Origin of the sequence: Streptomyces sp. NBC_01237, from assembly GCF_035917275.1 — a bacterium.
Lineage (GTDB): Bacteria > Actinomycetota > Actinomycetes > Streptomycetales > Streptomycetaceae > Streptomyces.
The window spans coordinates 4,734,811-4,758,103 of sequence record NZ_CP108508.1 but is presented as its reverse complement, the minus strand read 5'-3'; the positions used below and the strand labels follow the sequence as shown (position 1 = coordinate 4,758,103).

The window sequence follows — 23,293 nt, the reverse complement described above, 5'->3', positions numbered from 1 at the left end:
GCTTGCTGCGGGGGCCTTCGACGTTGTCTCAGCCCTCGTTGTTCTGGTCTTTGTCCACAGGGGCGCTCGGAGCGGGCCCCCAGATGGCGTCCGCGAGCTTCTGCGCCACCTCCTTCAGCATGGCGTCGGGCACGTGCAGGTACCGTGCGCGCATCCGTGAGGACGTGCCTGCCTCCCAGCCCATGATCTGGTCGATCACGCGGTCAGGAATGCTGAGCAGCATGAGGACGGTGGCAGCGGTGTGACGGGCGTCATGCAGCCGCGCGTCACGCACCCCGGCGTCCTCCAGCAGCCTCTTCCAGTCGTGGTAGTCCGTGTTCGGGCTGAGCGGTCCACCGAGCGGCTTCGTGAACACGTAGTCCGATTCGGTCCACAGATTGCCTGCAGTCTTGCGCTCCCGGGCCTGCACCTCCTTGTGCTTGCGCAGCATCACGACCAGGGGGCCCGGAAGAGGCACCGCACGACGGCCGGCGCGCGACTTGGTGTTCTTCGTCTCGCGCCTCACCTGCTTGCGGTCCGGGCAGTACCCGGCCTTCCGGCCGCAGGGAGTCGCCTCCTTGCACCCGTGCTCGTACTTCGGGCGCAGCCGGTTCCGGCGCAGCTTCAGGTACTCGTGGTCCAGGTCCACATCGACCCAGCGCAGCCCCAGTGTCTCCCCCTGCCGTAGACCGAGGGCCAGCGCCAGCATCCACCGAGCGCTGTTGCGGCGCTTGTCCACCTCGATCAACAGGCTCTGCACCTCCTCGACCGAGTAGGGCTCGATCTCCTCCTCCGGCTCCTCCACCCGTGGCGGCTTGGCCAGAGCGGCGGCGTTCTTTGCGGCGTGGCCACGGCGCACCGCCTCACCGAAGGCAGTACGGGCGGTCCGGTGGGCCTGGTGGGCAGTGGCTGCCTTGCTGCCGCTCTTCTGCATTCGGCGGTACAGGCTCTCCAGGTGTTCCGGCTCCAGGCGGTCGATGCGGTGTTTGCCGATGCCGGGTACGAGGTGCACGCGAACTGCTACTTCGTACCCGTCGTAGGTGTTCTCGCTGACGACGTCCTTGGCGATGTTCTCGACCCAGTGCCACAACCACTTCTCAACCGTCCACAGCTTGCCAGGCTGCTGCGCAGTTCCCTGGTCTCGCTGCTTCTCCAATCGCTTGACCTCTTCGGCCAAGGCGTCCTCGGAGGGACGGGTGATGTGCCTGCGATAGGGCTCACCATTGTCCTTGTAGCCCATCGGCACCCGGGCGTGCCAACGGCCGTCCTTGCCGAAGTAGACAGCTGTTTCACCGTTCGCCCGACGAGTGCGCTTCTTCTCCGCCACGGGCGGACTCCTTCAACTTCAGGTGCGAGCACGAGACGTCACCCGGCAGGGGCGGCGTCCCGTGTGTGAGGTGGTTCAGGCGGCGTGCTGCTGGGCTCGACGGCGTGCGAGGTACGCGGCCGGGGCGTCGGCGGGGACACGGCGAAGGGTGCCGATCGTCAGCGACTCCAGAGCGCCCGAGCGGATCAGGGCGAAGCATGTGGTTCGGCCGACGCGGAGACGGCGGGCGGCCTCTTCGACGGTGAGCAGGATCAGGGTCGGGTCGTCTGCCGCATGGGATGCGGCTGCATGGATGCGGTGCACGGGCTCGCTCCTTGGCGGTGAGGTGCTGGCGGATGTGTCCGAGGCTGTGATTTCTGCGTCACCACGTCATCCGCGTCACTCTTGGCCCCTGACCTGCCGCTATGTGATGACGCAGGGGGTTGGGAGTGCGTCATCGGTGACGCAGGCGTGCGTCATGGGGTGACGCAGGTGACGCGGGGTGACGCAGCCGAAGCCGTTCTGCGTCATCGCCGTTGCAGCAGTTCAGGGGCTGTTTCAGGGCCTCTGGTGACGCGGGTGACGCAGCCTTCCCTTTCTTAAGAAAAAAGAGAGGGGGTGTCTGTTGTGTTGTGGTGCGACTCGGCGTGAATGGGGAGCCGCTTCGCGGCGCGACCCTCGGGCGGCGTTCCGCCGAACAGCAAGAGGAGCACGCCCCCCGTTTGGGTGGGGTGCTCCTCTTGCTTGCCCGTGCCCCGGTCTCCGGTGCCGGTCAGAACGACTGCTGCCCGTGGGTCGGCAGGGCCGGACGTCGGGTCATTTCGATGAACCGGCCTTCCTTGGTGCGCCCCCAGTCGATGAGGACGCCTCGGGCGCCGAGGGTGGGCTGAAGGCGCTTGAGGCGGTCGGAGAGGACTTTCCCGGTCGTGGGCCACCCTTTGGGCACGGGACGGCAGTCGTCGCCGCTGTAGAGGCCGCTGAGGAGGTGCAGCCACTCGGAGGACGTCATCCGCGTCTCGGTGCCGGGGGCGAGGCCGGCGGCGTGCTTGAGGACGGTCTGTGCGAGCAGGTCGCCTTCGATGACGTCGTCGTTCAGCTCGTCCAGGCTGCTGCGGTAGGCGGGGAGCGTGCCGAAGCCGGTCGCGGCGTCGATCTGCGCGCACAGGTGCGCGAAGTCGGCCATACGCAGGTCGCTGGGGATGTCGGCCTCGGTCGCCCGGACCTTGACCGTGAGGTCGAGGAGAGAGCCGAGGATGACCGGCAGGGCCTCATCGAACTCCCGCCACAGTTCCGCCTCGGTCCGCCGCACGCTGGGGCGTTCCAGACGCAGGGGCAGGAGGCGTTCGGCGAGGTCGGGGCGGATGACGCCGACGTCGATGCCGGTGAGGAGGAGGGGGCGGCGGTAGCGGGAGCGGACGACGTCGCCGTCGCTGAAGAGGGCCCTTTTGATGGACTCGGCTCCGGTGACGATGCAGCACATGAGGTCGGACAGGTCCGGGGCCAGGTGGCTCAGGTTGTCGAGGGCGGTGACCCATCCGGCGGCGACGGCGGTGATGAGGTTTTCCTCATCTTTCGGTGCCCGGCGAAGGTCTCCGGTCATACCCTCGATGATCCGCACCAGCATCCGGCCCGCCGTGGACTTGCCCGCGCCCTGGGGGCCGGTGAGGAACGGGGCCGGGACCGGAACACTCGGTCCGAGGCAGCCGATGAGCCAGGCCAGGGCCAGCGCCTCGGTTTCGGCGGTGGCGAAGTTCGTCAGCCGCAACAGCCGGTCGATGCCCTTGCCCTCGGTGTCCCGTGCGGGCAGGGGGAGTTCTCCGGTGAGCTGGGTGCGCCGCCAGCACACCTCGCGCGGGTCGGGGATGAGGATGTCCCACCCGTTGGGGTGGATGCGGACGGACTGCCCGTCGTCGCGGCCCAGGTCCAGCCACGTCGCCCCGTCGAACCCAGGGGCGACACGGATATGGGTGGGCTGGACGTCCTGGCTCAGTGCGAGTGCTTCGATCAAGTCCAACGCCTCTTTCAGCGAGGTTCCGTTGAAGACGCCGACCCCGTCGTTGAAGAGGTCGACCATGAGTTCCTGGCGGTGGCTGCCGGTGGTGCCCTGGGAGCGGATGGGGCGGGCCACGGGGTGGCCGATCCGCTGGGCGTAGACGGTGCCCTCGGTGGTGCGGAAGTACCGGAAGTGCGACTGCGCGTACTCGGTGATGACCTCACGCGCCGGGGTCTTCTCGTCCTCGGACATGTCACATCCCCAATGCCGTACGGGCGTTGGCCCAGGCGTTCGCGCAGTGCCGGGGGCTCTCGCCCTTGGCCTGCGCGGCGGCGAACAGCCGCTCCGTGTGGGAGCCGGTGAGGCAGCCGCACCGGGCGTGCGTGGACAACACGGCGAGGAACGTGCGGTACACGGTCGCGTGCACGCCGCCGGTCGCCTCGGTGATGCGCTGCTCCGCCATCGTGATGCCGCGGTCCAGGTAGGCGGGCGTGCGGTGGGGGCACGACCCGTTCCCGGTGGGCACGGGCACGGTGACGGGCCGGACCGGCGACGGCTCCTTGACGGTCAGGTCGCGTACGGCGTCGGGCAGGGTGGTCATGGTGCCGGTGCCGGGTCCGAGCCACCGGGCGTAGGACATCGTGGACTTGATGTCGATACTGGGACGGACGGCGTTCGCGGAGGGCATCGTGCCCCGGTAGATCCAATGTTCACCCCGCGTTGTGGGCACGGTGCGGGTGGCGGGCAGCGACCGGCGGGCCCAGGCGACCGCGGCGGCGGTGTCGAGGTCCACGACGGTGACCCCGGCTCCGCCGGGGCAGTACGCTACCGCCCCCGCCCGCTCCCACGCAGTCCCCCACACGGGTGAGGCCACAACGGCGGGGTCGGTGGTGGCGGCGGCCCACGCGTGGCACGGTGCCGGGCAGCCGCAGGGCCCGGCGGACTTCATGTTCGGCCGGCCGCCACACGCGTTGTCCCGGCAGGTGGCACAGTTCCCGAAGGGCAGCTTCCCCGCCCGCAAGGGCAGGACCGGCACGGCACGAGAGGCCAGGTCCAGGGCGGTGATCAGGAGGGCGTTCACGCGGCCACCTCCGCAACGCGGGTCAGGAACGCGGAGCCGATCCGCTCGGTGTAGGCGGGGGGAATGGCCTCGGTCAGTTCCTCGCGGACGTCGGTCCAGGTGATGCCCATGGCGGTCTGCATCTCCGGCACGGTGGCCTTGCCGCCGCCGGCGCCGTACGCGGCGACGTACGGGCCGTCGCGGTAGACGCCGTGCCGATAGCCCCGCACGTATCCCCGGTGCGGCCGGTGTTCGGGCTGAGGGACGCTCCAGCCGCCACCCAGCTCGAACACCCTGTGCCTCAGGACGCCGAGCCCGAACATCTCCCCGCACAGCCGCAGATCGGCCCGGACGGGGGCTTTCCCGTTGGGCTGCTCGATGACGTACGGCAGCCCCGTGGCGTCCAGGAGCGCCCGGAGGTCGGGGATGAGCTGGACGTGGGTGCGGCCCCAGCCGCGTGAGGCGTTGGTGCCCACGGTGAGGGCGCATCCGGCCTGGCACGGCGGGGACGCGTGCACCGCCGCGTACCGGGCGATGTCCCCGGACGTGATGAGGGCGGCGAGGTGGTCGAGGGCATCGGCCCTCACGAACGTGAAGGGGTAGTTCGGGCGGTCGGCGATGTCGACGCCGGTCACCTCGAACCCCGCCCGGTGGTACCCCATCGCTGCGCCGCCGGCGCAGGAGAACAGATCCAGTAAGCGGGGCCGGTGACCGAATACGCTTCGGATCGGGACGTGTTGAGTCATGCTGGTATCTCCAGTCCACTGTTGAGTTGTGCTGGACGAGGGCGGCCCCGGCTCTTGGTCGGATGAGGGGCCGCCCTCGGTTGTGCGTGGGTCAGCCGCGGCGCTGCGGGCAGTGCTCGGCGCCGAGCGCGATGAGCCATGTGGGCCAGTGCTGTGGGTGGCTCCGGTAGATGACCTCGGTCTGGCGGTCGACGTCGTAGGGGCCGTCCACGGCGGGGCCCTCAATCCGGGCATAAATGGGGTGGATGCCGTTGACAGGGTCGAGGTCGCCGAGCCGGTAGGTCAGCCGGACGATCTCGGGGGTCAGGGTCCGCTTGGCCCTGTACGTGTAGTCCGGCATTCCCTCGACGTGCAGCTTGACGGTGACGGTGTCAGTCACGGGTCTCCTTCTGGGTGACGAAACGGCCCCGGCCTGGCCGGGGCCGTCCTCAGCTATGAGGCTTTCGGGCCGCTGGGGCGGCGGGGGATCGTGGTCGTGGTGGTCGAGGGGCGGGAGCCGGACTCCTTGTTCCAGCGGCCGGGGCCGTTGCCGCACGGCATCGTGGGCCCGGCGGTGGTGGGCTTTCCTCGGCTGTCACTCATGCGCACTCCTCCTGTCTGCCGGCAGAGTGTCGGCGGCGGTCAGTTGTGGAAGCGGCGGGATTCGGGGCGCTGGTCGAGCAGCATGCGGAATCCCTCCTTTCACTCACCCAGGGAGGCGGTAGCACCCCCTCGGGCAAGCGCGCGGAGCGGGGTTTCGGGGCTCTGGCCTGGGATGCCTCCCTGCCTCCCTGAACATCATTTGTGCAGGTCAGGCAGAGGGAGGCGGGTCAGGGAGGCGGTCAGGGAGTTCTCCCTGCCTCCCTGACCGGCCAGGGGTGCGCCTCCCTCTACTCGGCGGCGGAAGCGGAACCGTCGCCGTCCCGGTTGGCGAGTGCGCGGGCCAGACGTTCGCGGCCGATGACCATGCGCCCGTCGGACTTGTAGGGCTCGGCTCCGGTGCCGTCCAGCACGCGCTTGAGGTCGGCGTGCGTCCAGGTTCCGTAGCTGTCCTTGGACAGCATCGCGAGGCGCTGCAGCACGTCCTGAGTGAAGACCCGGTTCGTATCTCCGATGACGCTCGCGATGTCCGCGAGCGCGTCCCGCTCTTCGCCGCGGCCGATGACGTGGAGGGTGATGACACCGTCGCGCATGGCCTTGGCGCGGTCGGTGATGGCTTCGGCTCCGTCGTCGTCGATGTAGTGCGTGCGCACCGTGATGGATGCCTGGCCGGCCGGGATGGCGATGCCGTCGGACGCGACGACCAGGGTTCCCCTGTCCAGGCCGGGGCGCAGGAGGTTCGGCGCGGCGCCGCCGTCGACGGCCTTGTCCCCGAGCGCCATGCGCGCCTGCGACTCGGTGCCCAGCGCGAGTGATGCCCGCGTGTGGGCTCCTTCGCGGACCAGCTTCGGGAGGTTCTGATCGGTGGGGTCCTGGGTGCCCTGCCACATGAGGACGTTGACCGCACGCCCCTGGTTGTGGATCTTGCGGACGGCCATGAAGTACCGGGAATTGGCCTTCGAGCCGCCGTACGGGCGCTTCTCGTCGTCCTTGACCGGGCACATGAACGCGACCTGCGCCTCATCCACCAGCACGACCAGAGCGGGGAACACGCTGCCGGGCGGTGCCTGGAGTCGGCGGTTCATCTCGTCCACGGCACCTTCGACCATCTCGGTCACCTGGATCACGTGGTCGTCCGTCGGCCCCTGGATCAGGGTGGTCGCCAGCCCGTCGAACATGTTCCAGTCGCCGACGCCCTTGAGGTCGCCCATCAGGAACTGCACCGACTTGTCCAACGCCAGCCACAGGGCCAGCGAGCGCAGCGCGACGGTCTTGCCCTGGTTCGACAGGCCGGTGATGAGCAAGTGGCGCTGGTACAGGCTGATCGCCGCCGCGTCCCCGCGCAGGTCCTGGCCCCAGGGGGCGCGGCCCTTGGCGTAGTTGGCGGTCATCGTGTCGTCGGTGGTCAGCGGCGACGGGCCGATCGGCTCGTCCAGCGCGCCACTGTCGGCGACCCAGAGCCGGACGGTGCGGGCAGCCTGGGGGATGGTGATGAACACTTCGTGCTCGTGCCGGGCAAGGTTCTCGGCCAGCTTGCGGCGCCTGCCCTGCACCTCGTTCGTGGAGACCCCGGAGGGCAGGGTGACGTCGACTTCGACGCCGCATCCGGCGATCCGGATCGGGCCGAGCATCGCCGCGCCCGCATCGCCCATCTCCTTGATGGCGGCCCGCAGCGGGGCGACACCGAGGTCCCGCAGGGCGGTGACGACGATGGACGGGGTGATCGGGGCGCCCGCGTCGTCACCGCGGCTGCCGGTGGGCAGGGCCCACGCGGGTGCGGCTCCACGGTGGCGGCCGACGGCCCATACACCGGCCAGAGCCAGCCACGGGGCGGCGGCGACCAGCGGCCCCCACACCACCGTGGTGATGACGACCAGCAGCCGGATCAGGTCGATGAACGCCATGAGCGGGGTGACGACATCGGCCGCGTCCTTGTTCGCGACGGCCAGCGCGATACCGATCACGATCAGCGTGCCGACCCCGCCGGCCGCGCCGACGGCAGCACCCTTCACGACCCGTTCCGGGGCGGTGAGCAGGTCCATCCGCCGCTTGTGACGGTCGGCACGGAACCGGTGCAACCTCTCCTCCCAGTCTCCGGCCACCTCGTAGTTGCCCACGGCCTCGGCGGCCCGGAGCATCCGCTCGTAGCGGGCGCCGGTCCGGCCGTCCCACGCCCGGCGGCCCACGATCCGGGTACCGCCCAGCACGTAGGAGCCGTGCCGCACCGCGACGCGGGCGACGGACTGCGTCCGCTCGTGCCGTACCGCACGCACCACCGTGCGCCCGGTACGGCGGAACACCCGCACCCGGTCCGGCGCAGGAGCAGAGGCAGGGGCCGTGCCTTCCGGAGCAGGCGCGGCGGGAGGTTCCTTGAACAGGGGGACTACGTTTTCGGCGCTCACGGTGCACTCCTGATCCTTGAGAAAGAGAGAGGGGGTGTTCTCAGCGGTCGGCGCGGTTCACGGCCCGCTCGGCGAGGCGTACGCGCTTCTCGACGTCCTTGCGTGCCTGCTTCGCGGCGGCCCGGACGATCTCCGTGTGGTCGAACGCCAGCGGTCCGGGGGCGTCCAGGGGCATCCACTGGACGGCGGCGGCGTCGTCCCCGGCGCGGGCGGTGGTGTCCTCGGGGACGAGGGCGGCGTAGGCGGCGGTGATGTACCGGCCTCGGGGGTCGCGGTTCGGCTCGTCCCACACACCGACGAACACGAGGTCGGCGGGGACGACGTGAACGCCGGTCTCCTCCAGCAGTTCGCGGGCGGCGGCGTTGCGGGAGGTCTCGCCGGGGTCGACGTGACCACCGGGCAGCGCGAGAGCACCCTTGTGCGGGTCCCAGCCCCGCTCGATGAGCAGCACTTCGCTGCCCCGGATGCACACGACGTCGGCGGTGTAGCGGATATTCTCGACCAGCTCGGTCATGATGAACGTGCCTCTCCTGCTTGATGGAACGGGAAGGGTGAAGGGGGCGGCCGGTTTCCTTGGCCGGGGTCGGCCGCACCCGGTCAGCTCTCGGCGCGGCTCACGGCCCGCTCGGCGAGGCGTACACGCTTCTCGACGTCCTTACGGGCCTGCTTCGCGGCAGCCCGCTCGGCGCGGGGCGTGGTGCGCTCGGTGGCCTTGGCGCGGGCGAGGTCGTTGCGGGCCTGCTCCTGCACGTTGTGCAGGGCCTGAAGCTCACGGGCGCCGCGCTCGGCGGCGCTGCGGTCGATCTCCTGGATGCGGTGCTCAAGGCGCGGGTCGACGCAGTCGGCCAGTGCCTGGCGGGCTCCCTTGCGGAAGAGGCGGTTGCGCTCGCGCTTCTCGGCGGGGGTGTAGCTCTCCATGACGTGCCTCCCAGATGCGGGCCGGACTGTCCGGCTCCCCAACCGCCCCCGAACCACGTGGTGTTCGGGGGCGACGGGCAGCTGTCAGGCAGGCCGCAGTTCGTGGGTGTGGCACAGGACGGGGCCGATCAGGGGGCTGATCCGGTGGACTGTCCACCGGCCCCCGGTCAGCGGGCCGGGCGGGACCGCGTCGATGATCCGACCGGTGCGGCCGGCGGCGCGGGGGTCGTCCTCGCAGGACACGATCCGCACCCGGTCACCCGACGCGAACGGCCCCGCCGTCTTCGTGTGGTTGCTCATGGCGTTGGGCTCCTCCCTACGGTCAGGGACCGGTCAGAAACGGATCCGGTCGGGGAACAGCGGGCGGTGCGCGCGGGCCATGTGGGCCTTGCGGTCCCGCTCGGCGGCGGCGTCGGTCTTCCTCGGGAGCGAGGTGGCGCCGCACGAGCAGGAGAACTGGAAGCCGACGTACTTGGCGTACGGGTCGATGCGGACGTAGGAGCGAGCCACGATGTGGTCCTTTCGCGGGCAGGGCCGGTCTTTCCGGTCCTCCGCCCGCCCGGTACAAGACCGGACGGACGGGGGCACGTCAGCGGCGGCGCGACCTGCGGGCGGGTGTGCTCTCGGTGCTGCCGACCGACTTCACGACGGTGACGACGCCCCAGGTCGCGACGGCGGCGAGCAGGGCGAGGATCGCGAGGTTCGCGGCGATGGCGGTCAGCACCCCGACGAGGAGGGGACCGAAGTAGACGCCGGCCGCGACCGCTCCGGCACCGGCCCCGGAGCCCAGCGCGATGCGCTGCACCGTGCGGTCCGGCGGTGCCTGGTGGATGTGCTGCACGATCGGCTGCGGCGGGGCCTGCTGCGCGGGCAGGTGAGGTGCGGCGGTGTAGCCGTATGTGCCGTCCGGGAGCTGCACGACGGTCAGCGGCCGGTGGGCGGGGAGCTGGTCCATGCCGGTCCTTCCTCGGGCTGGTCAGGTGTGCGGGGAGTGCCCCGGGCCGGATTCGATCCGGCGCCGTCACGGTGTGTCCGGGGCTGTGGTGTGGTGGGTCAGCCGCGGCAGCCGGGTACGTGGCACCCGCGTCCGCGCCCGGCGTACTGGATGTGGCCTGCTCCGCACGTCACCCACTTGGCCTGCTCGGCGCGGCGGCGGTCGTTCTTCTCGGATTCGGCCTGGAGTGCGGCCTCGGAGTCTGCGGCGGTCTTCTTCTTGCCGAACATGGGGTTCTCCTAGGTGGTGTGCTGGTCTTCGGGGGTGGCGCAGGGGACGCACATGCCGAGCGTCGGCGGGATGCAATACCCCACGTCGGTGCGGCAGTTGGGGCAGGTCCGACGGGCCCGCATGGCTTTGGCAAGTGCCGCTGTGCGGGCGGGGGTCATGGGTCGTACGGGCTTGGCCCGGTCGATGCGGTACAGGTACGCGATCAGCGGGCCCCGGCGGCGCCGTGGGCGCTGGAGTTCGGCGACGACGTCCTGTCCTCCGGGCCGCAGGCCCATGGCCCGGAGCTGGCGGCGGGTCGCGTAGCCGTCCGGGGCCATGCGCCACCGGTAGTCGGAAACCAGCGGGTTCGCAGATTCTGAAGGTCGACTGGAAGTGAACCCGCTGGAATGGCGGGCGTTGGAAGGGCTGGGCACTCAGGTTCTGCGCTGCTTGAATGCTCTAGTGATCGAACTGGTGGTTGTCCTGGCAGCGGCAGGACTGACGGCGTGGTTGCTCCGCCGCAGAGTGAAGCAGCGGGCAGAGAGTGCCGCTCAGGGAAATGTGATCAAGATTCCCTGCCTGCTCCGCCATCCTTCGCTTGAAGGGCGGTGGCTGCGGGGGCGACTGTTGGTAGGCCCCTCTGGAATGGGCTGGGAGCCACGGACCAAAGCCGGTGCGGCAGTGTCCCTCCCGGAGGGGCTGCGGCAGGTCAGCTTGCGGTCACCGTCATGGCGTGAGTCGATGAAGATCAACGGTAGGTCCAGAATCGTCGAGTGCAGCTCTCCCGAAGGCGCTCTTCTTGTTGCTGTGATGCCGAATGAGTTGGATCACGTGCTCACTGCCTTGAACAGCGGCTGAGCAGGGCAGGAAGTGCCCCTTCACGCCTGGGTGGGGTCGATGGTGAAGCGCTCGGGGTAAGCCGTGCGGACGTAGTGGATCGCTGTGTGCGAGGTGATCCCGAACAGGCGCATCAGCCGGACCGGGTCGGCGGTTTCTCGGGCTTCGTCGAGAAACCGGTCCTGTCGGAGCTGAGTGAAGTTGATGCCGATGCGGTCGCGGAGCGATGAGAAATTGGCGATGCCGACGGCCGGACGATCGATGTGCAGTGCGGTGAGAGGGCTGACGATCAGGTAGGGATTGGTGCTCAGGGGCCACCGGTGGTGACGTTCAGCCAGCCATTCCTTGACGAGTCGCAGAGCGAACTCGTCAAGGCAGATCACGTGATCGAGTCGGTTTGGCCTGCGGATTCGCAAGCGTCCCGTGGACCGGTCGAGGTCGTCGAGGAGGATCTCGGCGACTTGCTTGGGGCGGACCGCGTAGACAGCCATCAAAACCAGCGCGAGCCGGTCTTTCGCGCCGCCTGCCAGGTTGAGCAGACCTTTGAGGCGGTCCGCCGGGATCGGCCTGGGGACTCTGACCGGGGTAGTGAGATGTACGTTTCTGGCTGGGTCGCGGAAGACTCGGCGCTCGCGTCGCAGGGCCCGGAACAAGGAGCGTAGTGAGGTGAAGACCGAATAGTTGACGGCCGCTGTCTTCACTTCCTGCTCGGTCACTTCGCCCAGCGAGGCGAGATGCTCCCAGGTGCTGAGGACGGACACGACGTGAAGGACGTATCCGCGGATCGTGCCCCAGCGCATGGGCGGGGAGGGACGTTTGCCGTGGCCCCGGAGCACGGCTATCCAGGTGTGGAGATCAGCCTGGAACTGGGCCGGTGCCTGGTCCACCCATCGGCGAACCGAAGCCTCGTGAGTGCCGACGGCGTCCGAGTCGAACGCCAGCATGCCCTTGGTCTGCAGGAATCCGGCGACCCGGACAGTGTTGTAGTGCGGTGAGAGATCACCGACGCCCACGACATCACGCTCGGGGATCGCGGTTGCGGCGCCGAGCCAGGCCAGGAGAACCCGCAGAGTGCGAAGGCTCTTCTTGCGGGTGGCGCTCGACCATGCCTGGTCGCGGGCGAGCCGGTCGAGCTCGCTGACGACCTCCTGCGCCGGTTCGCTGAGCCTCAGCAGGCCCGGGTTCGCGATGGCCTTCCAGTTCCTCTCCGGTGCCGGAAAGATTTCGAGCTGGTTGGCGTCGATCAGGTGCCGGGGCCAGTAGCGAAGCTCTGCCCGGTGCTGTTGAGCCTGCCGGTCTCGCGCGTTGTTGAGTTCGCGGCCGGTCTTGTTGACGTAGAGGTCGATGTCGCCGCCGAACCACAGCTGGTCAGGGACCGGGGCGTCGGCCAGCGTCTGCTCCAGTTCGACGACGCGGCATCGACGGCAGCGTCCCAGGGAGAGCGGAAGCGTCCGGTGGCAGCGTCGGCAAGGGCCCCTCTGGCTGGAGCGTCGCCAGTTCTTGCAGGCGGAGCACAGTTTCGCGGCGGTTCCTGACCAGGACAGGCAGTGCCCGCAGCTGACCGCCGAGGGTTGGGGGTGAAGTGCGAGATGCCACTGGTTCGGACGGCGCCGAAGCAGACCCGCGCGACGGAAGATCTCCACCACGGGCCCGCGTAACTGCGGCAGTTGGGCAATGTCCTGTTCGCTCACCAGGACCTGGTCGGCCTCCCGGACGGCGAGTGCGAGACGGGCCATGTGGAGGGCGAGCCTTTCCCAGGCGTCGCTCAGGTTCCGCTCCGCCGCCATTTGCGCGATGACGGCGCCCAGGGCTGGTAGTTCCGGAAAGTCCCGGTCCCTGATCCGCTGGGCGTGCTCAACCCTCAGTGCCCGCGGCGGCGCCGGCCAGGATATCTGGCCGCGCACCTGTGCCGGGCAGATCCGTTGGTCGTCACAGACCAGCGGCGCCTGTGGCTCTAGAGCCAAGGGCCGCCAGTGGCCGTCCGGGATGGGCAACTCGGGGAACCGGAGAACCCGCTGACGCCAGTGCATCGAACCCTGTCCTCAGTTGGGCGGAAGGCCGCGCGGACCACGCCCCGTTCCCGGAATCGGCCGGACCGCAGAACCCCGGTCTGGCCGGGTGCCGGCCACCCTGCGTTCCTCCTGCTCCCGGGAGGCGAGGTGCGGCTCGGGCTCGGCCTGCATCAGGTCCGCGACGGTGCAGTCCAGAGCCGCACAGATCTTGTCCAGGTCCTCAAGCCGCACCGTCACGGGCTTTCCGCTCCACAACGCCGCGACCTTACTCAGCGACGGGGTGAAGCCCACCTCGGCCAGGACGGTCTGCAATTGGGTCGGGCGCCAGATGTCCCGTTGGGCAGCGACCATCCGCAGGTTCCATTTCACCCTCAAGCCTCCATACTCAAACGTCGGACCGCCCGGCGCGCGGACTGCAGACTCGCCAGTTCGGGATCAGCCTGGACGGTCGAAAGGTAGCCGACCGTCGTACTGGCCCAGATATGGCCGAGGACCTTCTGCACGTCCCAGAGCGCCATGCCGCTCTCGTAGAGGTGCGTCGCCCTCGCGTGCCGCAGCAGATGCGGGAACAAGCAGGTCACCGGGCCTGGAAGATAGAGACCGCCAGCAGTCTTGAGCGCTTTGCGGAACGCATCAGGACGCACCGGCATACCCACTGCAATGTTCAGGTCCACCACCGCCTGCGGCCGCCGCTCCGAAGGGAAGAGCGGTGCAGCCGGGTCCAGGGCGTCGTCGCTGAACAAACCGCGGACGTCCTCGATGTACCACCACAGCAGTTCGCGTCCCTCAGCGAAGAGGTATGCCTGCCGTTCGCGCTTGCCCGACCCGCCGGCCCCTTTGCCCTGAACCACGAACCGGCCCCACTGGCCAAGCTCCCAGTGGATGTCCCCGAGACGGACCGCGCAGAGCTCGCTCGCCCGGACACCGGAAATGTAGGCGATCTTCGCCATCACGTAGTCGCGTACGGCCACCGGATACTTGCGTGCTGACGGAAGCGACGCCCGCCACTTCGAGAAGCACTCGGCCAGGGCCCGCTGCGAAGGAGGAATCCGCAGCCCGAAGTCCCCGCGGTGCACCGGCCTGTTGAACGAGTCGACCGGTGACTCCACCCTGGCGCCGAAGCGGCGTGCGATCTCCCCTGCGTAACGCTGTTCCAGGAACGCGAAGTAGCTGTCAAGCTTGGTCAGCTTGCTCCGCACTGTCGAACGGGCCCGGCGTCCCGGCCCGGTGTAGAACCGGTCCACATGCCGCGGGGTGAGCCGCCAGGGCACCAAGTCGTAGAAGGAACACAGCTCCAGCACCGGCCTGACCAGGTTCTCCAAGGTGCTGGGCGCAAGACCAGCGACGTCGCGGGCCCACAGGTACTCCGACACGGTTTCCAGATAGAAGCCCTGCTCATCGACATCACTCTGTGCGGCAGCCCGCCGCTGGAGTATCTGAACATCGGCCAGACCACGGTCCTCGGCCTCGCCTGAACCCTGTGCGTCGCCGTCCCCCACCTGCCCAGTCAGCAGTGTCAGACGGCGGCGACTTCCCGAATCCTGCATGGCATCGCAAGTTACCGGCCGCGCTCGCAGAATCTGCCAGTTACTGCGAACACCTCACACGCACAGATCAAGGCTGATAGGAGGGCTCCTACCTCACCACTTGCCCTCTTCTCGGCAGCCGCGTCGCGAAGGAACCCGCGTGGACTCCAGTTGGCACGGTGGCCATCAGGCGACGCGTTTCCACGCGGCCCTCAGCCGGACTTCGGAGGCGGCGTGTCCGGCGGCGCGGAAGCGGGCGGACATCTCCCGGTAGGAGAGGGCCGGCGTCTCGCTGTGGCGGATGTCGTCGACCAGCAGGTCAAGCGCGTCATCACTGAGCGCGGGGGCGTCGAGGGCGGGTACGGCCTGCGTGGGGCCCCAGACGGGCAGCTCCCACGCGGGTGTGACGCCGGGTGTGACGCGGGTCGTCACGCTGGTCAGCGCCCTGCCGGTGTCCTTCCCGGCACGGGTGCTCTCCAGCGTCGACCAGGCGCGGGCCAGGGTGGTGGCGGTCTGTGCCTGGACGCGTGCGACGCGGGCCCCGGCCTGCGTCACGGCGCCGAGCCGCGTCTCCTCCGTACCGGCCTCGGAGCGCAGGCGGGCACGGGCCACCGCCGCTTCGTCGCGGGCTTCCTGCTGGATTCCCTGGATCGCCTCCAGCGCGGAGCCGGTCAGCGCGGTCCGCTCCCACAACGAGTGGACCAGCCATAGCGCCTTCGCGGCCATGGGCAGCCACGCCACCGCCAGCCACGCGCCGGCACTCCCGTCCGCGGTGACCGCGTGAGCGACCAGTACCCCCGTGGCGACCAGGCCGAAGCCCCAGCCGACGACCGTGACCGGAGTGCTGTGATCGCCCTGCGCGGCCAGACGGCGCTCATAGGCGAGGGTGGCGAGCCATCCCCCGTCGATCCCGAGACCGACGACCAGGGCGATCAGCCACGGCATCGAAGCGCCGAGCCACATCACCACCACGGCCAGCGTCAGAACCATGGACACGGCAGTCATCGCGATGGCAGGTGCAGCGGACTTGGCCCTCATGCCGCACCGCCCGACTGCACCGTCAGGGTGCGGTTGGTCAGGTCGCGGCGGGCGGCGAGGATCTTGCGGCGGGCCCGGCGGATGCGCTGCTGGTCCAGCTCCGTCGGCGTCCGGTCCAGGGTCATGATCTGTGCGTCGAGCAGGTCGACGCCCGCCAGGATCAGCGGCATCTCCAGCTCGATCGCGTCCAGCTCGGCGGCGGTCGGCCCACCGTCGACCGGAAGGGCCGTAACAGGGGCCGGAAGTGCGGCGATGTGTTTCATGAGTCGTTCTCTCCCTTGAGAAGGTGGTGCGGCTCGACAGCGGCCCCGGTGTTGGAGCACCGGGGCCGCGCTGCGTCGTGAGGGGGGTGTGTCAGTCGTTGGAGTTGCCGACGTGGACGCGGCCGTGGAAGACCCCGCCGCTGATGCCGTTGTCCTGCCCGCCGAAGTGACCGCCGTTGATCACGGCACCGCCGGCCTCCATGGCCTGCCGCAGGTCATCGCCCGAGCCGTTGTTGTCGCTGTCTTCGATGGTCACGTTGCCGATGCGGATAGCCATCAGGTCTGTCCTTTTCAGGGGTTGGGTCCGGGTGATCCGGGCCTCTCCGCCGTCCCCAACTCCCGTGCGGGGTGGTGGCGACGGAGAAGTACGGGCCGGTCAGACGGTGGCGATGACCACTGAGGCGATCAGCAGCCACACGTGGTGAAAGGACTGGTCCAGGGCGTAAGCGCCGGTGCCGAGCGTCGCGGCGGGGGTGCCGGTAGCGGTGACCGGGTGCGCGGGGTGGGCGGCAGTGCCGAGGCTGTAGAACTCGGCCTTGCCGGTCACCTTCGCCAGCCACGCCAGCGTGGAGCGGCGGTCCGCCCACCAGTGCGTCACCGCGTCCACCCCCAGGCCGATGACCAGGCCGAGGGCCGACAGGTCCAGGCCCAGCAGGTAGGCGACAGGGGCGAGCACCAGCAGTTTTGTGGTGGTCAGGGTGGCGACGTGGCGGGCGACGGCCAGACGGCCGGTCCAGCCCGGCAGGCCCTTCGCGGCCGACTGGCACGAGGTCTGCACCCAGTGATCACCCACGCTGTGAGCGACGAACAGGGCGACGAAAACGGCGGCGAATGTGGCGGCAGTCATGAGGACTCCTCAGTGAGGGAACGGAGGGAAGCCCAACCGGCGAGTGCGGCGGGAGTGGGTGCCCCGACCGGGAGTCGAACCCGGTCTACGACCATCGGGGCGGTGAAGCGGTGAAGCAGATGTCTCCTTGCGGGGCCGCTCCCGTATCAGGTAGAGCGGCGAACCGGCGAAGGCGTATGGAGACGTGACCTTTCGGTCTCAAGCCCTCCGGAATGACAAGGGTCCGGGTCCCTCCCCCCGACCAACGCGGGGCTCCTGGGTCGTGCGATGCGGTCCGGCGGAGAGCCGACGGGCGCAAGTCGAAGCAGCCCAAAGAAGGGCCCTTCTGGCGCTCCACCTTGCGGCTGATGCGATACCTCTATTACAGGTACTGCATCGAGTTTCGTCAAGCGGGGCGCCGGAACTTCTTGGCTTTGCGCCGGAACTCCCTGGCGCACGATCAGAATCCCTCCAGGTCACGGGCGTTGTTCACCCCGCCCGTGGACAGCTCAGGGACACCTGGCTACCGTCAAGAGCTCCCAAGACGTCCCTCGGGGGTGGACATGTCCAACGAGCGTTTGAGATCAGCCCTGTTAGCGAGGGGAGCGTCAATCCAGGACCTGGCAGATGCCGTTCAGGTCAACTCGAAGACAGTGGAACGCTGGATCACGCAGGGGAAAGTGCCGTACCGACGGCACCAATACGCCACCGCGACGTTCCTTCGGGTCGACGTCACGACGCTCTGGACTGATGCGCGAGCGGTCGAGACGGCCACGGACCTCGGCAAGGCCGAGATAGTGACCGTCTATCCACACCGGCACATGGTTCCGGCGAACCTATGGCGCGACCTGTACGCGAGAGCGGAGCGGTACCTGGATGTGCTCGTGTACGCCGGCCTGTGGCTGTCGGAGGACCCCGTGTTCCACACCATCATCAAATCGAAAGTTGAGGGCAACGCTCAGGTCCGCATCCTGATAGGAGACCCGGCATGCGCGGCGGTGCAGCAGCGCGGCATCGACGAGGGGCATCGCGTCATGGACGGGAAAATCCGCAACGCGCTGGTCAACTACCAGCCGCTGTTCGGCAGCCATCCAGACATCGGATTCCGACTGCACGACGCGACCCTCTACAACTCGCTCTTCCGTGCTGACGACGAGATGTTGGTTAATACGCACGTGTACGGCATCGGGGCGTACATGGCCCCGGTCCTTCATCTGCGCCGCTTGCCGGGCGGTGGCCTCTTCGACACGTACGCGACCAGCATCGAACAGACCTGGGGTAGCGCCCGGCAGGTCACAGATCACGACATCACGGGAGACTGACCATGGGACGCATTGACTACCTACACGACCCTGATGCCCCGGCGGCCAACTCCGTCGTACCGTCCGTCGTTGCTTTCGTTCAGGATGCGCGGGGGCGGGTTCTCATGATCCAGCGCTCCGACAACGGTCGATGGGCGCTGCCGGGCGGCGGTCATGACGTGGGCGAGTCCATCAGCGACACAGTGGTCCGTGAGGTCTGGGAAGAGACAGGGATCAAGGCAGAGGTTCTCGACGTGTCGGGAATCTACACCGACCCCGGTCACGTGATGGCGTACGACGATGGGGAGGTACGGCAGCAGTTCTCTATCTGTTTCCGGGCTCGTCCGATCGGTGGCGACTTGCGGACGAGCGACGAGACAACTCAGGTCCGCTGGGTTGCCCTGACGGACCTGGTCGACTTCGATGTACACCCCACGATGCGTCTCCGCATCGAGCATGCGGTGGACCACTCCCGTAATGCGCCCTACGTTGGCTGACGTTTGATGGCTGCTACTCGTTCAAGGACGCGTGCTGTACAGGCCAGGATCTCCGGCTCGGCACGCCGGATGAACTTCTCGATCAGGCTGTCGGGCCCGTACCGGCTGGCGATCTCGTTGACACGGTCGACCGGATTCGTGGGCGTACCCACCGGGGTCGTGTTCATGTCGCAGAAGCACAGAGCATCGTCCAGGTGCGGGAGGTCTTTGGGAAACTCGCTCTCCAAGTCCTCCCGCAACCCACGCGCTTCGGCCTCCATCCAGGCGCACGAGTGGTGCGCAACCAGCCTCACGATCCGCTCGTTGGCTTTGGCAACGTCCCGCAGATACCGGGCACCGTCTAGCGGGTGGAACCCGGTCTTGGCTACACCCGGCGAATAGCCGATGTCGTGCAGCACAGCCGCTGCTTCCACAAGGTCGGCATCCTTGCCGAGAACGGGCGAGATGATCCGCGCGCGCTCGGCAACCCCCTGGGAGTGTGCCCAACGTCGGGGCAGCGGTTCCGCGAGGAGAGACTCGGCAAGAGGGTAAGCCCACTCGCTCAGTGTCGTGGCGGTCACGTTAGGAAGGCCCCTTTCGGCCGGGAAGAGCCAGTACGGTTCGCCGCTTGCCCTGCCGACTCTCTGAGAGCAGCCCGTCGGCTCGCAACTTGTCCAGGGCCTTGGCGACGGTCGGCCGCGAGGCCTCGAATCGGTCAGCTAGCGCTGTCGTACTGGGGAACTCGTCTCCTACGTTCAGCGTGTCCGTGCGGAAGATGTCCGTGATCCGCTCGGCCAGCGGTCGACGATCCTGATGCTCACCCGCACGCACCACTCGCCAACGGCCGCCTAGAGCTGGCTCGGCTCTTCCCTCCTCCTTGAGCACCTTGAACGCCCGGATTACAACCCCGCGTGAGACGTTGTGCGCCGCCATCAACTCGGCGAGTGTCGGCAACTCCGCCATCGCCGGATCGGCGTCGATCTGAGCCTTCACTGCCTCGGCGACGTGCAGGAACGTTCCCCGAGGACTGGCTTGCCGTGACACCACTTCTCGTCTCCGCATCTGTCGTGATTCAGCACCGCGCGTGTCCATCCTCCCCCACGATGCCAGAAGACAAAGTCATCTTCCTGCAGAAATATAGGTGCATATACAGCCAAGAATCGACAATCAAATGCATTCGCAAATGCATTATATGGCAACATAAGCCACAAAAGGCACTATTTGAAAAAGAGAGTGACGAGTAAGCGTTCTTGTTAAGGTCGACCGTCAACTCAAACTGAATTCATGGCGACGCAATCCTTGCGCGCCCACGAACAAAGGATGACCGCATGCGTTCCAGAACACTTCTCGTGGTTGCAGCCGCCATCGGTGCTCTCGCGGTGCAAGCTACGCCAGCTAGCGCCGCTCAGAATTGGCAGGCTGTCGATACTAATTCCAACTGGTACTGCAGCGACTATTTCAAGCATTCCGTATCCGATTACGTGAAATACAAGACTTGCATTGTTCTAAATTCCAACTATGACGCCCAGGCGGTTCTGGTAGTACAGAGCACCGCAAGCGTAGCGGTGTCGATTGGAGGATCCCTGAAAGAAAGTAATTTCTCCAGCAATGTGAGCTGCGCTAATACGACCCTCAATCCCGGATTCACTCGCGGGTGTTTCGCTCCTACCATAGGGGTCGGCAGTTCCGGAGACCTGAAAGCCACGGGGGAGCTGAAGCTCAACGGCGTCAGCAATTCTAAAACTTTTACGCTTCTTCGAGTCTCTAGGTGAGTGGCCCTTCATTCTCGTTCATACAGGGTGCGTATGAACGAGAATGAAGGGGTGGGGCGACTTTGGGCCAAGTGAGTAAATCGATCGGACCATGCCCACCGCCACAGAGTCGGGTTGAGCACAGCAACCGTGAGGCAAGGTGACCCAACTGTTGGCGCTCGTTGTCCTGGTCGTTGTTCAGTTCGCTCGTGCTCGCCATGGTTCATCTCCGTACGCCAGCCCTCGCTGAGCTGCCAAGTGGCCTCATATGAACGCTCGCGAACGGCCATGCGCACAGTTGGAAAGCGTGTTGGGGGCAACCCCTCACGAGTTCGAATCTCGTATCCTCCGCCATTGCTCTCACCGGGCAATACGTCGAAGGCCCCCGCAGCTTGCTGCGGGGGCCTTCGACGTTGGCGGTCTCAGCCCCGGCCCCAGTTCATTTCCGACATGCAAGACATGTCATTCCACCGGCTTGTCGTCGACGGCGGCCGAGTCGCGGACATCGCCGTCGCTCGGAAGCGGGTTTCTGCCGATCAGGGCGCAGGTGTCCCCCTCGATCGGCCATTCTGGCTTCTGTGCGGGAGCCGATTCGGGTCGGAGCCCACCGGCACTCGTCCTTGTGAGGTGTCCCCATCGGCAAGCCCAGTGGATCAACTCTGGCCGCGTGGCTGAGTGATCTGGAAGCCGACCGGCTCGAACGGGTCCTGGCAGCCCGCCCGGATGCCGTGTCGCCGCCGGAGCCACGGTCGTTCGGCGAACTCGCGGACCGCCTTGAGCGGCCTGCGTCGGTGGCCCCGGTGCTGACCGGGCTCGCGCTGCCGCACCTCCAGGTGGCCGAGGCACTGGCGGCAGTGGGGCCCGTTCCCCGCGCCGCCCTGGCCGATCTGCTGGTCTCGACCGGAACGGAGAGCGTTCGCGGGCTGGACGCGGCCTTGGAGGCGCTGGCCGACCGCGCGCTCGTCCGGGCGGACGGCGAAGGGCTGCTGCACATGGTCGCGCCCTTGCGGCAGGCGTGGGACTCGCCGCTGGGGGTGGATGCTCCGCTCACCCGGCTGTTGGCGGACACGACTTCCGAGGAACTGCGCCGCATGCTGGTGGCCCTGGGCATCCGGTCGCCCGGCACCACCAAGAGGCACCGGCTGACCGCTCTGCTGGAACACCACGGCGATCCGGAGCGGGTGGCCGCGGTCGTCTCTTCGGCGCCTGCGGCCACCCGGAAACTCCTTGAGCGGCGAGCCTCTCACCAGGGCGAACAGGCTCAATCACCGGCGCGTCTCCTCACGTTCAGGACCCCGCCGCCGCCCGACTCCGAGCCGGGCTCACGCTGGGCGCTGGAGCGGGGACTGCTGGTCCAGGACCGGCGGTCCGGGTACGGATCCACACGCATGCCCGCCGAGGTGACGCTCGCCCTGCGCGGGGCCGACCGGCGTGCCCCCTTCGAGCCCGTCCCGCCCGTCGTGCGGGCGCTGCCCGTGACCTCGGCGGAAGTGGACCGGGAGGCGGCGGCCACCGCCACGGCGTTCGCCGCACATGCCGCGTCGGTTCTGGCGACATGCTCCGCGGCTCCGCCGGTCCTGCTGAAGTCCGGTGGGGTCGGAGCACGTGAGTTGTCCCGGATCGGCAGGGCGGCGCAGTGCGACGGCATCGTCGTACGCCTCGTTCTGGAGACGGCGTACGACGCCGGGCTGCTGGCCCGGGACGGCGGCCGGGTCGCGGCGACGGACGCGTACGACACCTGGGCGGAAAGAGAACCGGCGGAGCAGTTCACCGCGCTTCTCCGCGCCTGGCGGACGCTGCCGCTGACTCCGTCCCGGGCCCACGACGAGGACGGCAGGGCGCTGCCCGCGCTCGCCGGAGAACCGCCCTGCGACAGTTGTCCACAGGCCCGGGAGGGGCTCCTCGCCGCCGCGGCGGCGCTCCCGGTGCACCACGGGGCACTCAGCACCGCGGAGCTGGGGCAGCTGGTCGCCTGGTACCGCCCGCTCGCCGAGCACCTCCCCCAGGACACCGCGCCCTTCGCCACCGTGATCCGGGAAGCGGAACTGCTCGGGGTCGTCGCCCGCGGCTGCCTGTCCCCCATAGGTGCCGCTCTACTGGCCGACGACTCCGAAGCCGCCGAAACGCTCGCCGCCGTCTGTGAGCGGCTGCTGCCGGAGGCCACCAGGGCTGTCCGTTTCGGCGCGGACCTCACCGCCGTCGTCACCGGCACCCCGTCCGCCCGCCTCGCCGCACTGCTGGACGCCGTCGCGGACAAGGAAGCCGGTGGCACGGCATCGGTGTGGCGGTTCAGCCCCACAACCGTTCGCCGTGCCCTGGACACGGGCCGCGCGGCGGATGCCCTCGCGGCGGACCTGAGCGCAGTCGCCGTCGGTGCCCTCCCCCAGCCGCTGTCGTACCTGATCAACGACACCGCGCGCACTCATGGCCGTGTGCGCATCACCCCCGCCGCATGTGTGATCCACGGCGAAGAACCCGCTCTCCTCGCCGAACTCGTCACTCACAGAAAGCTCGCCGGTCTCGGCCTGCGCCTGCTGGCGCCGACCGTGCTGGTCAGCCGGACCCCACTCGACCAGGCGCTCGCCTCGCTCCGGGCCGCCGGCTACGCCCCCGTCGCGGAGAGGGCCGACGGAACCGTACGCGTCGAGAAGACCCGGCGCTCACGTGCACCCGCCCCGGCCCCGCTCCCGGGCCGGCGGCGACGGTCCGTGCCGACGGTGACTCCGGTGACCGTCGACCTGAGCGCGCTGGCCGCCAGGCTGCGGGCCGCCCCAACGGAACTTCCGGCGCCCGACCCGTTCGGCACCGGGGTCCCCTACGGCACGGACACCGAGGAGATCGTCGCCGGGTACGCGAAGAACCTGGCGTACGCCGATGTCCGCCAGGTCGCCCATGCCGTCGACGCCGGCACAGCCATCACGGTCGAGTACGTCGCCGCCTCGGGCAACCGGACCGTACGCACCCTCAGCGAGCTCGTGCTCGACCCGCCCCATGTGTATGCCTGGTGCCACCTGCGCGACGACGAACGGGTCTTCACCCTCTCCCGCATCCACGGCGTCATGCCCGGATAGCGGGC

28 protein-coding genes are annotated in these 23,293 nt (G+C 68.5%); 4 read left to right on the top strand and 24 right to left on the bottom strand.

What is annotated here, in order from left to right; translation table 11 throughout:
* Positions 1–28 precede the first annotated feature (28 nt).
* The 22 genes from OG251_RS21025 to OG251_RS20920 all read right to left on the bottom strand — a co-directional run bounded on the left by OG251_RS21025 (position 29) and on the right by OG251_RS20920 (position 16,710).
* On the bottom strand, positions 29–1,306 hold the full coding sequence (locus tag OG251_RS21025; protein ID WP_326678638.1) for a tyrosine-type recombinase/integrase: 1,278 nt from the start codon (positions 1,304–1,306) through the stop codon (positions 29–31).
* 75 nt (positions 1,307–1,381) lie between these two features.
* Entirely contained in the window at positions 1,382–1,609 is a 228-nt protein-coding gene (locus OG251_RS21020; protein ID WP_326678637.1) for an excisionase family DNA-binding protein, read from the bottom strand.
* Positions 1,610–2,057: 448 nt separating this feature from the next.
* Positions 2,058–3,530, bottom strand: coding sequence for an ATP-binding protein (locus OG251_RS21015; RefSeq protein ID WP_326678636.1), 1,473 nt, complete (start codon positions 3,528–3,530; stop codon positions 2,058–2,060).
* Between the two features lies 1 nt (position 3,531).
* On the bottom strand, positions 3,532–4,359 hold the full coding sequence (locus OG251_RS21010; protein WP_326678635.1) for a bifunctional DNA primase/polymerase: 828 nt from the start codon (positions 4,357–4,359) through the stop codon (positions 3,532–3,534).
* A complete protein-coding gene (locus tag OG251_RS21005; protein WP_326678634.1) occupies positions 4,356–5,084 on the bottom strand; it encodes a DNA methylase in 729 nt (242 codons plus the stop codon). The genes OG251_RS21010 and OG251_RS21005 overlap by 4 nt, the downstream gene beginning before the upstream one ends.
* Positions 5,085–5,175: 91 nt before the next feature.
* Complete coding sequence (locus tag OG251_RS21000) at positions 5,176–5,463, bottom strand: hypothetical protein (RefSeq protein ID WP_326678633.1); 288 nt, start codon at positions 5,461–5,463, stop codon at positions 5,176–5,178.
* Between the two features lie 53 nt (positions 5,464–5,516).
* On the bottom strand, positions 5,517–5,666 hold the full coding sequence (locus tag OG251_RS20995) for a hypothetical protein (protein WP_326678632.1): 150 nt from the start codon (positions 5,664–5,666) through the stop codon (positions 5,517–5,519).
* 287 nt (positions 5,667–5,953) lie between these two features.
* Positions 5,954–8,065, bottom strand: a complete 2,112-nt coding sequence (locus OG251_RS20990; protein WP_326678631.1) for an FtsK/SpoIIIE domain-containing protein — start codon at positions 8,063–8,065, stop codon at positions 5,954–5,956.
* 40 nt (positions 8,066–8,105) lie between these two features.
* The gene (locus tag OG251_RS20985; RefSeq protein WP_326678630.1) at positions 8,106–8,579 is read right to left on the bottom strand and encodes an NUDIX hydrolase; all 474 of its coding nucleotides are present in this window, start codon (positions 8,577–8,579) and stop codon (positions 8,106–8,108) included.
* Between the two features lie 83 nt (positions 8,580–8,662).
* Complete coding sequence (locus OG251_RS20980; RefSeq protein ID WP_326678629.1) at positions 8,663–8,983, bottom strand: hypothetical protein; 321 nt, start codon at positions 8,981–8,983, stop codon at positions 8,663–8,665.
* A gap of 84 nt (positions 8,984–9,067) precedes the next feature.
* Positions 9,068–9,283, bottom strand: coding sequence for a hypothetical protein (locus OG251_RS20975; protein ID WP_326678628.1), 216 nt, complete (start codon positions 9,281–9,283; stop codon positions 9,068–9,070).
* Positions 9,284–9,316: 33 nt separating this feature from the next.
* Positions 9,317–9,493, bottom strand: a complete 177-nt coding sequence (locus tag OG251_RS20970) for a hypothetical protein (protein WP_326678627.1) — start codon at positions 9,491–9,493, stop codon at positions 9,317–9,319.
* 79 nt (positions 9,494–9,572) lie between these two features.
* Positions 9,573–9,938, bottom strand: a complete 366-nt coding sequence (locus tag OG251_RS20965) for a DUF6251 family protein (RefSeq protein WP_326678626.1) — start codon at positions 9,936–9,938, stop codon at positions 9,573–9,575.
* Between the two features lie 98 nt (positions 9,939–10,036).
* Positions 10,037–10,207 (bottom strand): hypothetical protein, encoded by a 171-nt coding sequence (locus OG251_RS20960; RefSeq protein ID WP_326678625.1) that lies wholly within the window; start codon positions 10,205–10,207, stop codon positions 10,037–10,039.
* 9 nt (positions 10,208–10,216) lie between these two features.
* A complete protein-coding gene (locus tag OG251_RS20955) occupies positions 10,217–10,549 on the bottom strand; it encodes an RRQRL motif-containing zinc-binding protein (protein WP_326681339.1) in 333 nt (110 codons plus the stop codon).
* Between the two features lie 516 nt (positions 10,550–11,065).
* Entirely contained in the window at positions 11,066–13,018 is a 1,953-nt protein-coding gene (locus OG251_RS20950; RefSeq protein ID WP_326678624.1) for a hypothetical protein, read from the bottom strand.
* Between the two features lie 48 nt (positions 13,019–13,066).
* Positions 13,067–13,405 (bottom strand): helix-turn-helix domain-containing protein, encoded by a 339-nt coding sequence (locus tag OG251_RS20945; protein WP_326678623.1) that lies wholly within the window; start codon positions 13,403–13,405, stop codon positions 13,067–13,069.
* A gap of 2 nt (positions 13,406–13,407) precedes the next feature.
* Positions 13,408–14,583, bottom strand: a complete 1,176-nt coding sequence (locus OG251_RS20940) for a tyrosine-type recombinase/integrase (protein WP_326678622.1) — start codon at positions 14,581–14,583, stop codon at positions 13,408–13,410.
* Between the two features lie 165 nt (positions 14,584–14,748).
* Positions 14,749–15,600, bottom strand: coding sequence for a protein spdB (locus tag OG251_RS20935; RefSeq protein ID WP_326678621.1), 852 nt, complete (start codon positions 15,598–15,600; stop codon positions 14,749–14,751).
* Positions 15,597–15,863, bottom strand: coding sequence for a DUF6284 family protein (locus tag OG251_RS20930; RefSeq protein WP_326678620.1), 267 nt, complete (start codon positions 15,861–15,863; stop codon positions 15,597–15,599). The genes OG251_RS20935 and OG251_RS20930 overlap by 4 nt, the downstream gene beginning before the upstream one ends.
* 91 nt (positions 15,864–15,954) lie before the next feature.
* Complete coding sequence (locus OG251_RS20925) at positions 15,955–16,140, bottom strand: hypothetical protein (RefSeq protein ID WP_326678619.1); 186 nt, start codon at positions 16,138–16,140, stop codon at positions 15,955–15,957.
* 99 nt (positions 16,141–16,239) lie between these two features.
* A complete protein-coding gene (locus tag OG251_RS20920) occupies positions 16,240–16,710 on the bottom strand; it encodes a transcriptional regulator (protein WP_326678618.1) in 471 nt (156 codons plus the stop codon).
* A gap of 542 nt (positions 16,711–17,252) precedes the next feature.
* Between OG251_RS20920 and OG251_RS20915 the strand changes: the two genes are divergently transcribed.
* A complete protein-coding gene (locus OG251_RS20915; protein WP_326678617.1) occupies positions 17,253–18,011 on the top strand; it encodes an XRE family transcriptional regulator in 759 nt (252 codons plus the stop codon).
* A 2-nt stretch (positions 18,012–18,013) separates the two neighbouring features.
* Positions 18,014–18,487, top strand: coding sequence for an NUDIX domain-containing protein (locus OG251_RS20910; RefSeq protein ID WP_326678616.1), 474 nt, complete (start codon positions 18,014–18,016; stop codon positions 18,485–18,487).
* Here OG251_RS20910 and OG251_RS20905 read toward each other — a convergent pair.
* Together OG251_RS20905 and OG251_RS20900 are read right to left on the bottom strand one after the other, a co-directional pair.
* Complete coding sequence (locus tag OG251_RS20905; RefSeq protein WP_326678615.1) at positions 18,475–19,047, bottom strand: HD domain-containing protein; 573 nt, start codon at positions 19,045–19,047, stop codon at positions 18,475–18,477. The genes OG251_RS20910 and OG251_RS20905 overlap by 13 nt on opposite strands.
* Before the next feature lies 1 nt (position 19,048).
* Complete coding sequence (locus tag OG251_RS20900; protein ID WP_326678614.1) at positions 19,049–19,558, bottom strand: GntR family transcriptional regulator; 510 nt, start codon at positions 19,556–19,558, stop codon at positions 19,049–19,051.
* Positions 19,559–19,794: 236 nt separating this feature from the next.
* Between OG251_RS20900 and OG251_RS20895 the strand changes: the two genes are divergently transcribed.
* Entirely contained in the window at positions 19,795–20,238 is a 444-nt protein-coding gene (locus tag OG251_RS20895; protein WP_326678613.1) for a hypothetical protein, read from the top strand.
* Between the two features lie 614 nt (positions 20,239–20,852).
* Positions 20,853–23,288 carry a helicase-associated domain-containing protein gene (locus OG251_RS20890; RefSeq protein WP_442818426.1) on the top strand — a complete coding sequence of 812 codons (2,436 nt, stop codon included), beginning with the start codon at positions 20,853–20,855 and terminating at the stop codon, positions 23,286–23,288.
* Positions 23,289–23,293: the final 5 nt, after the last annotated feature.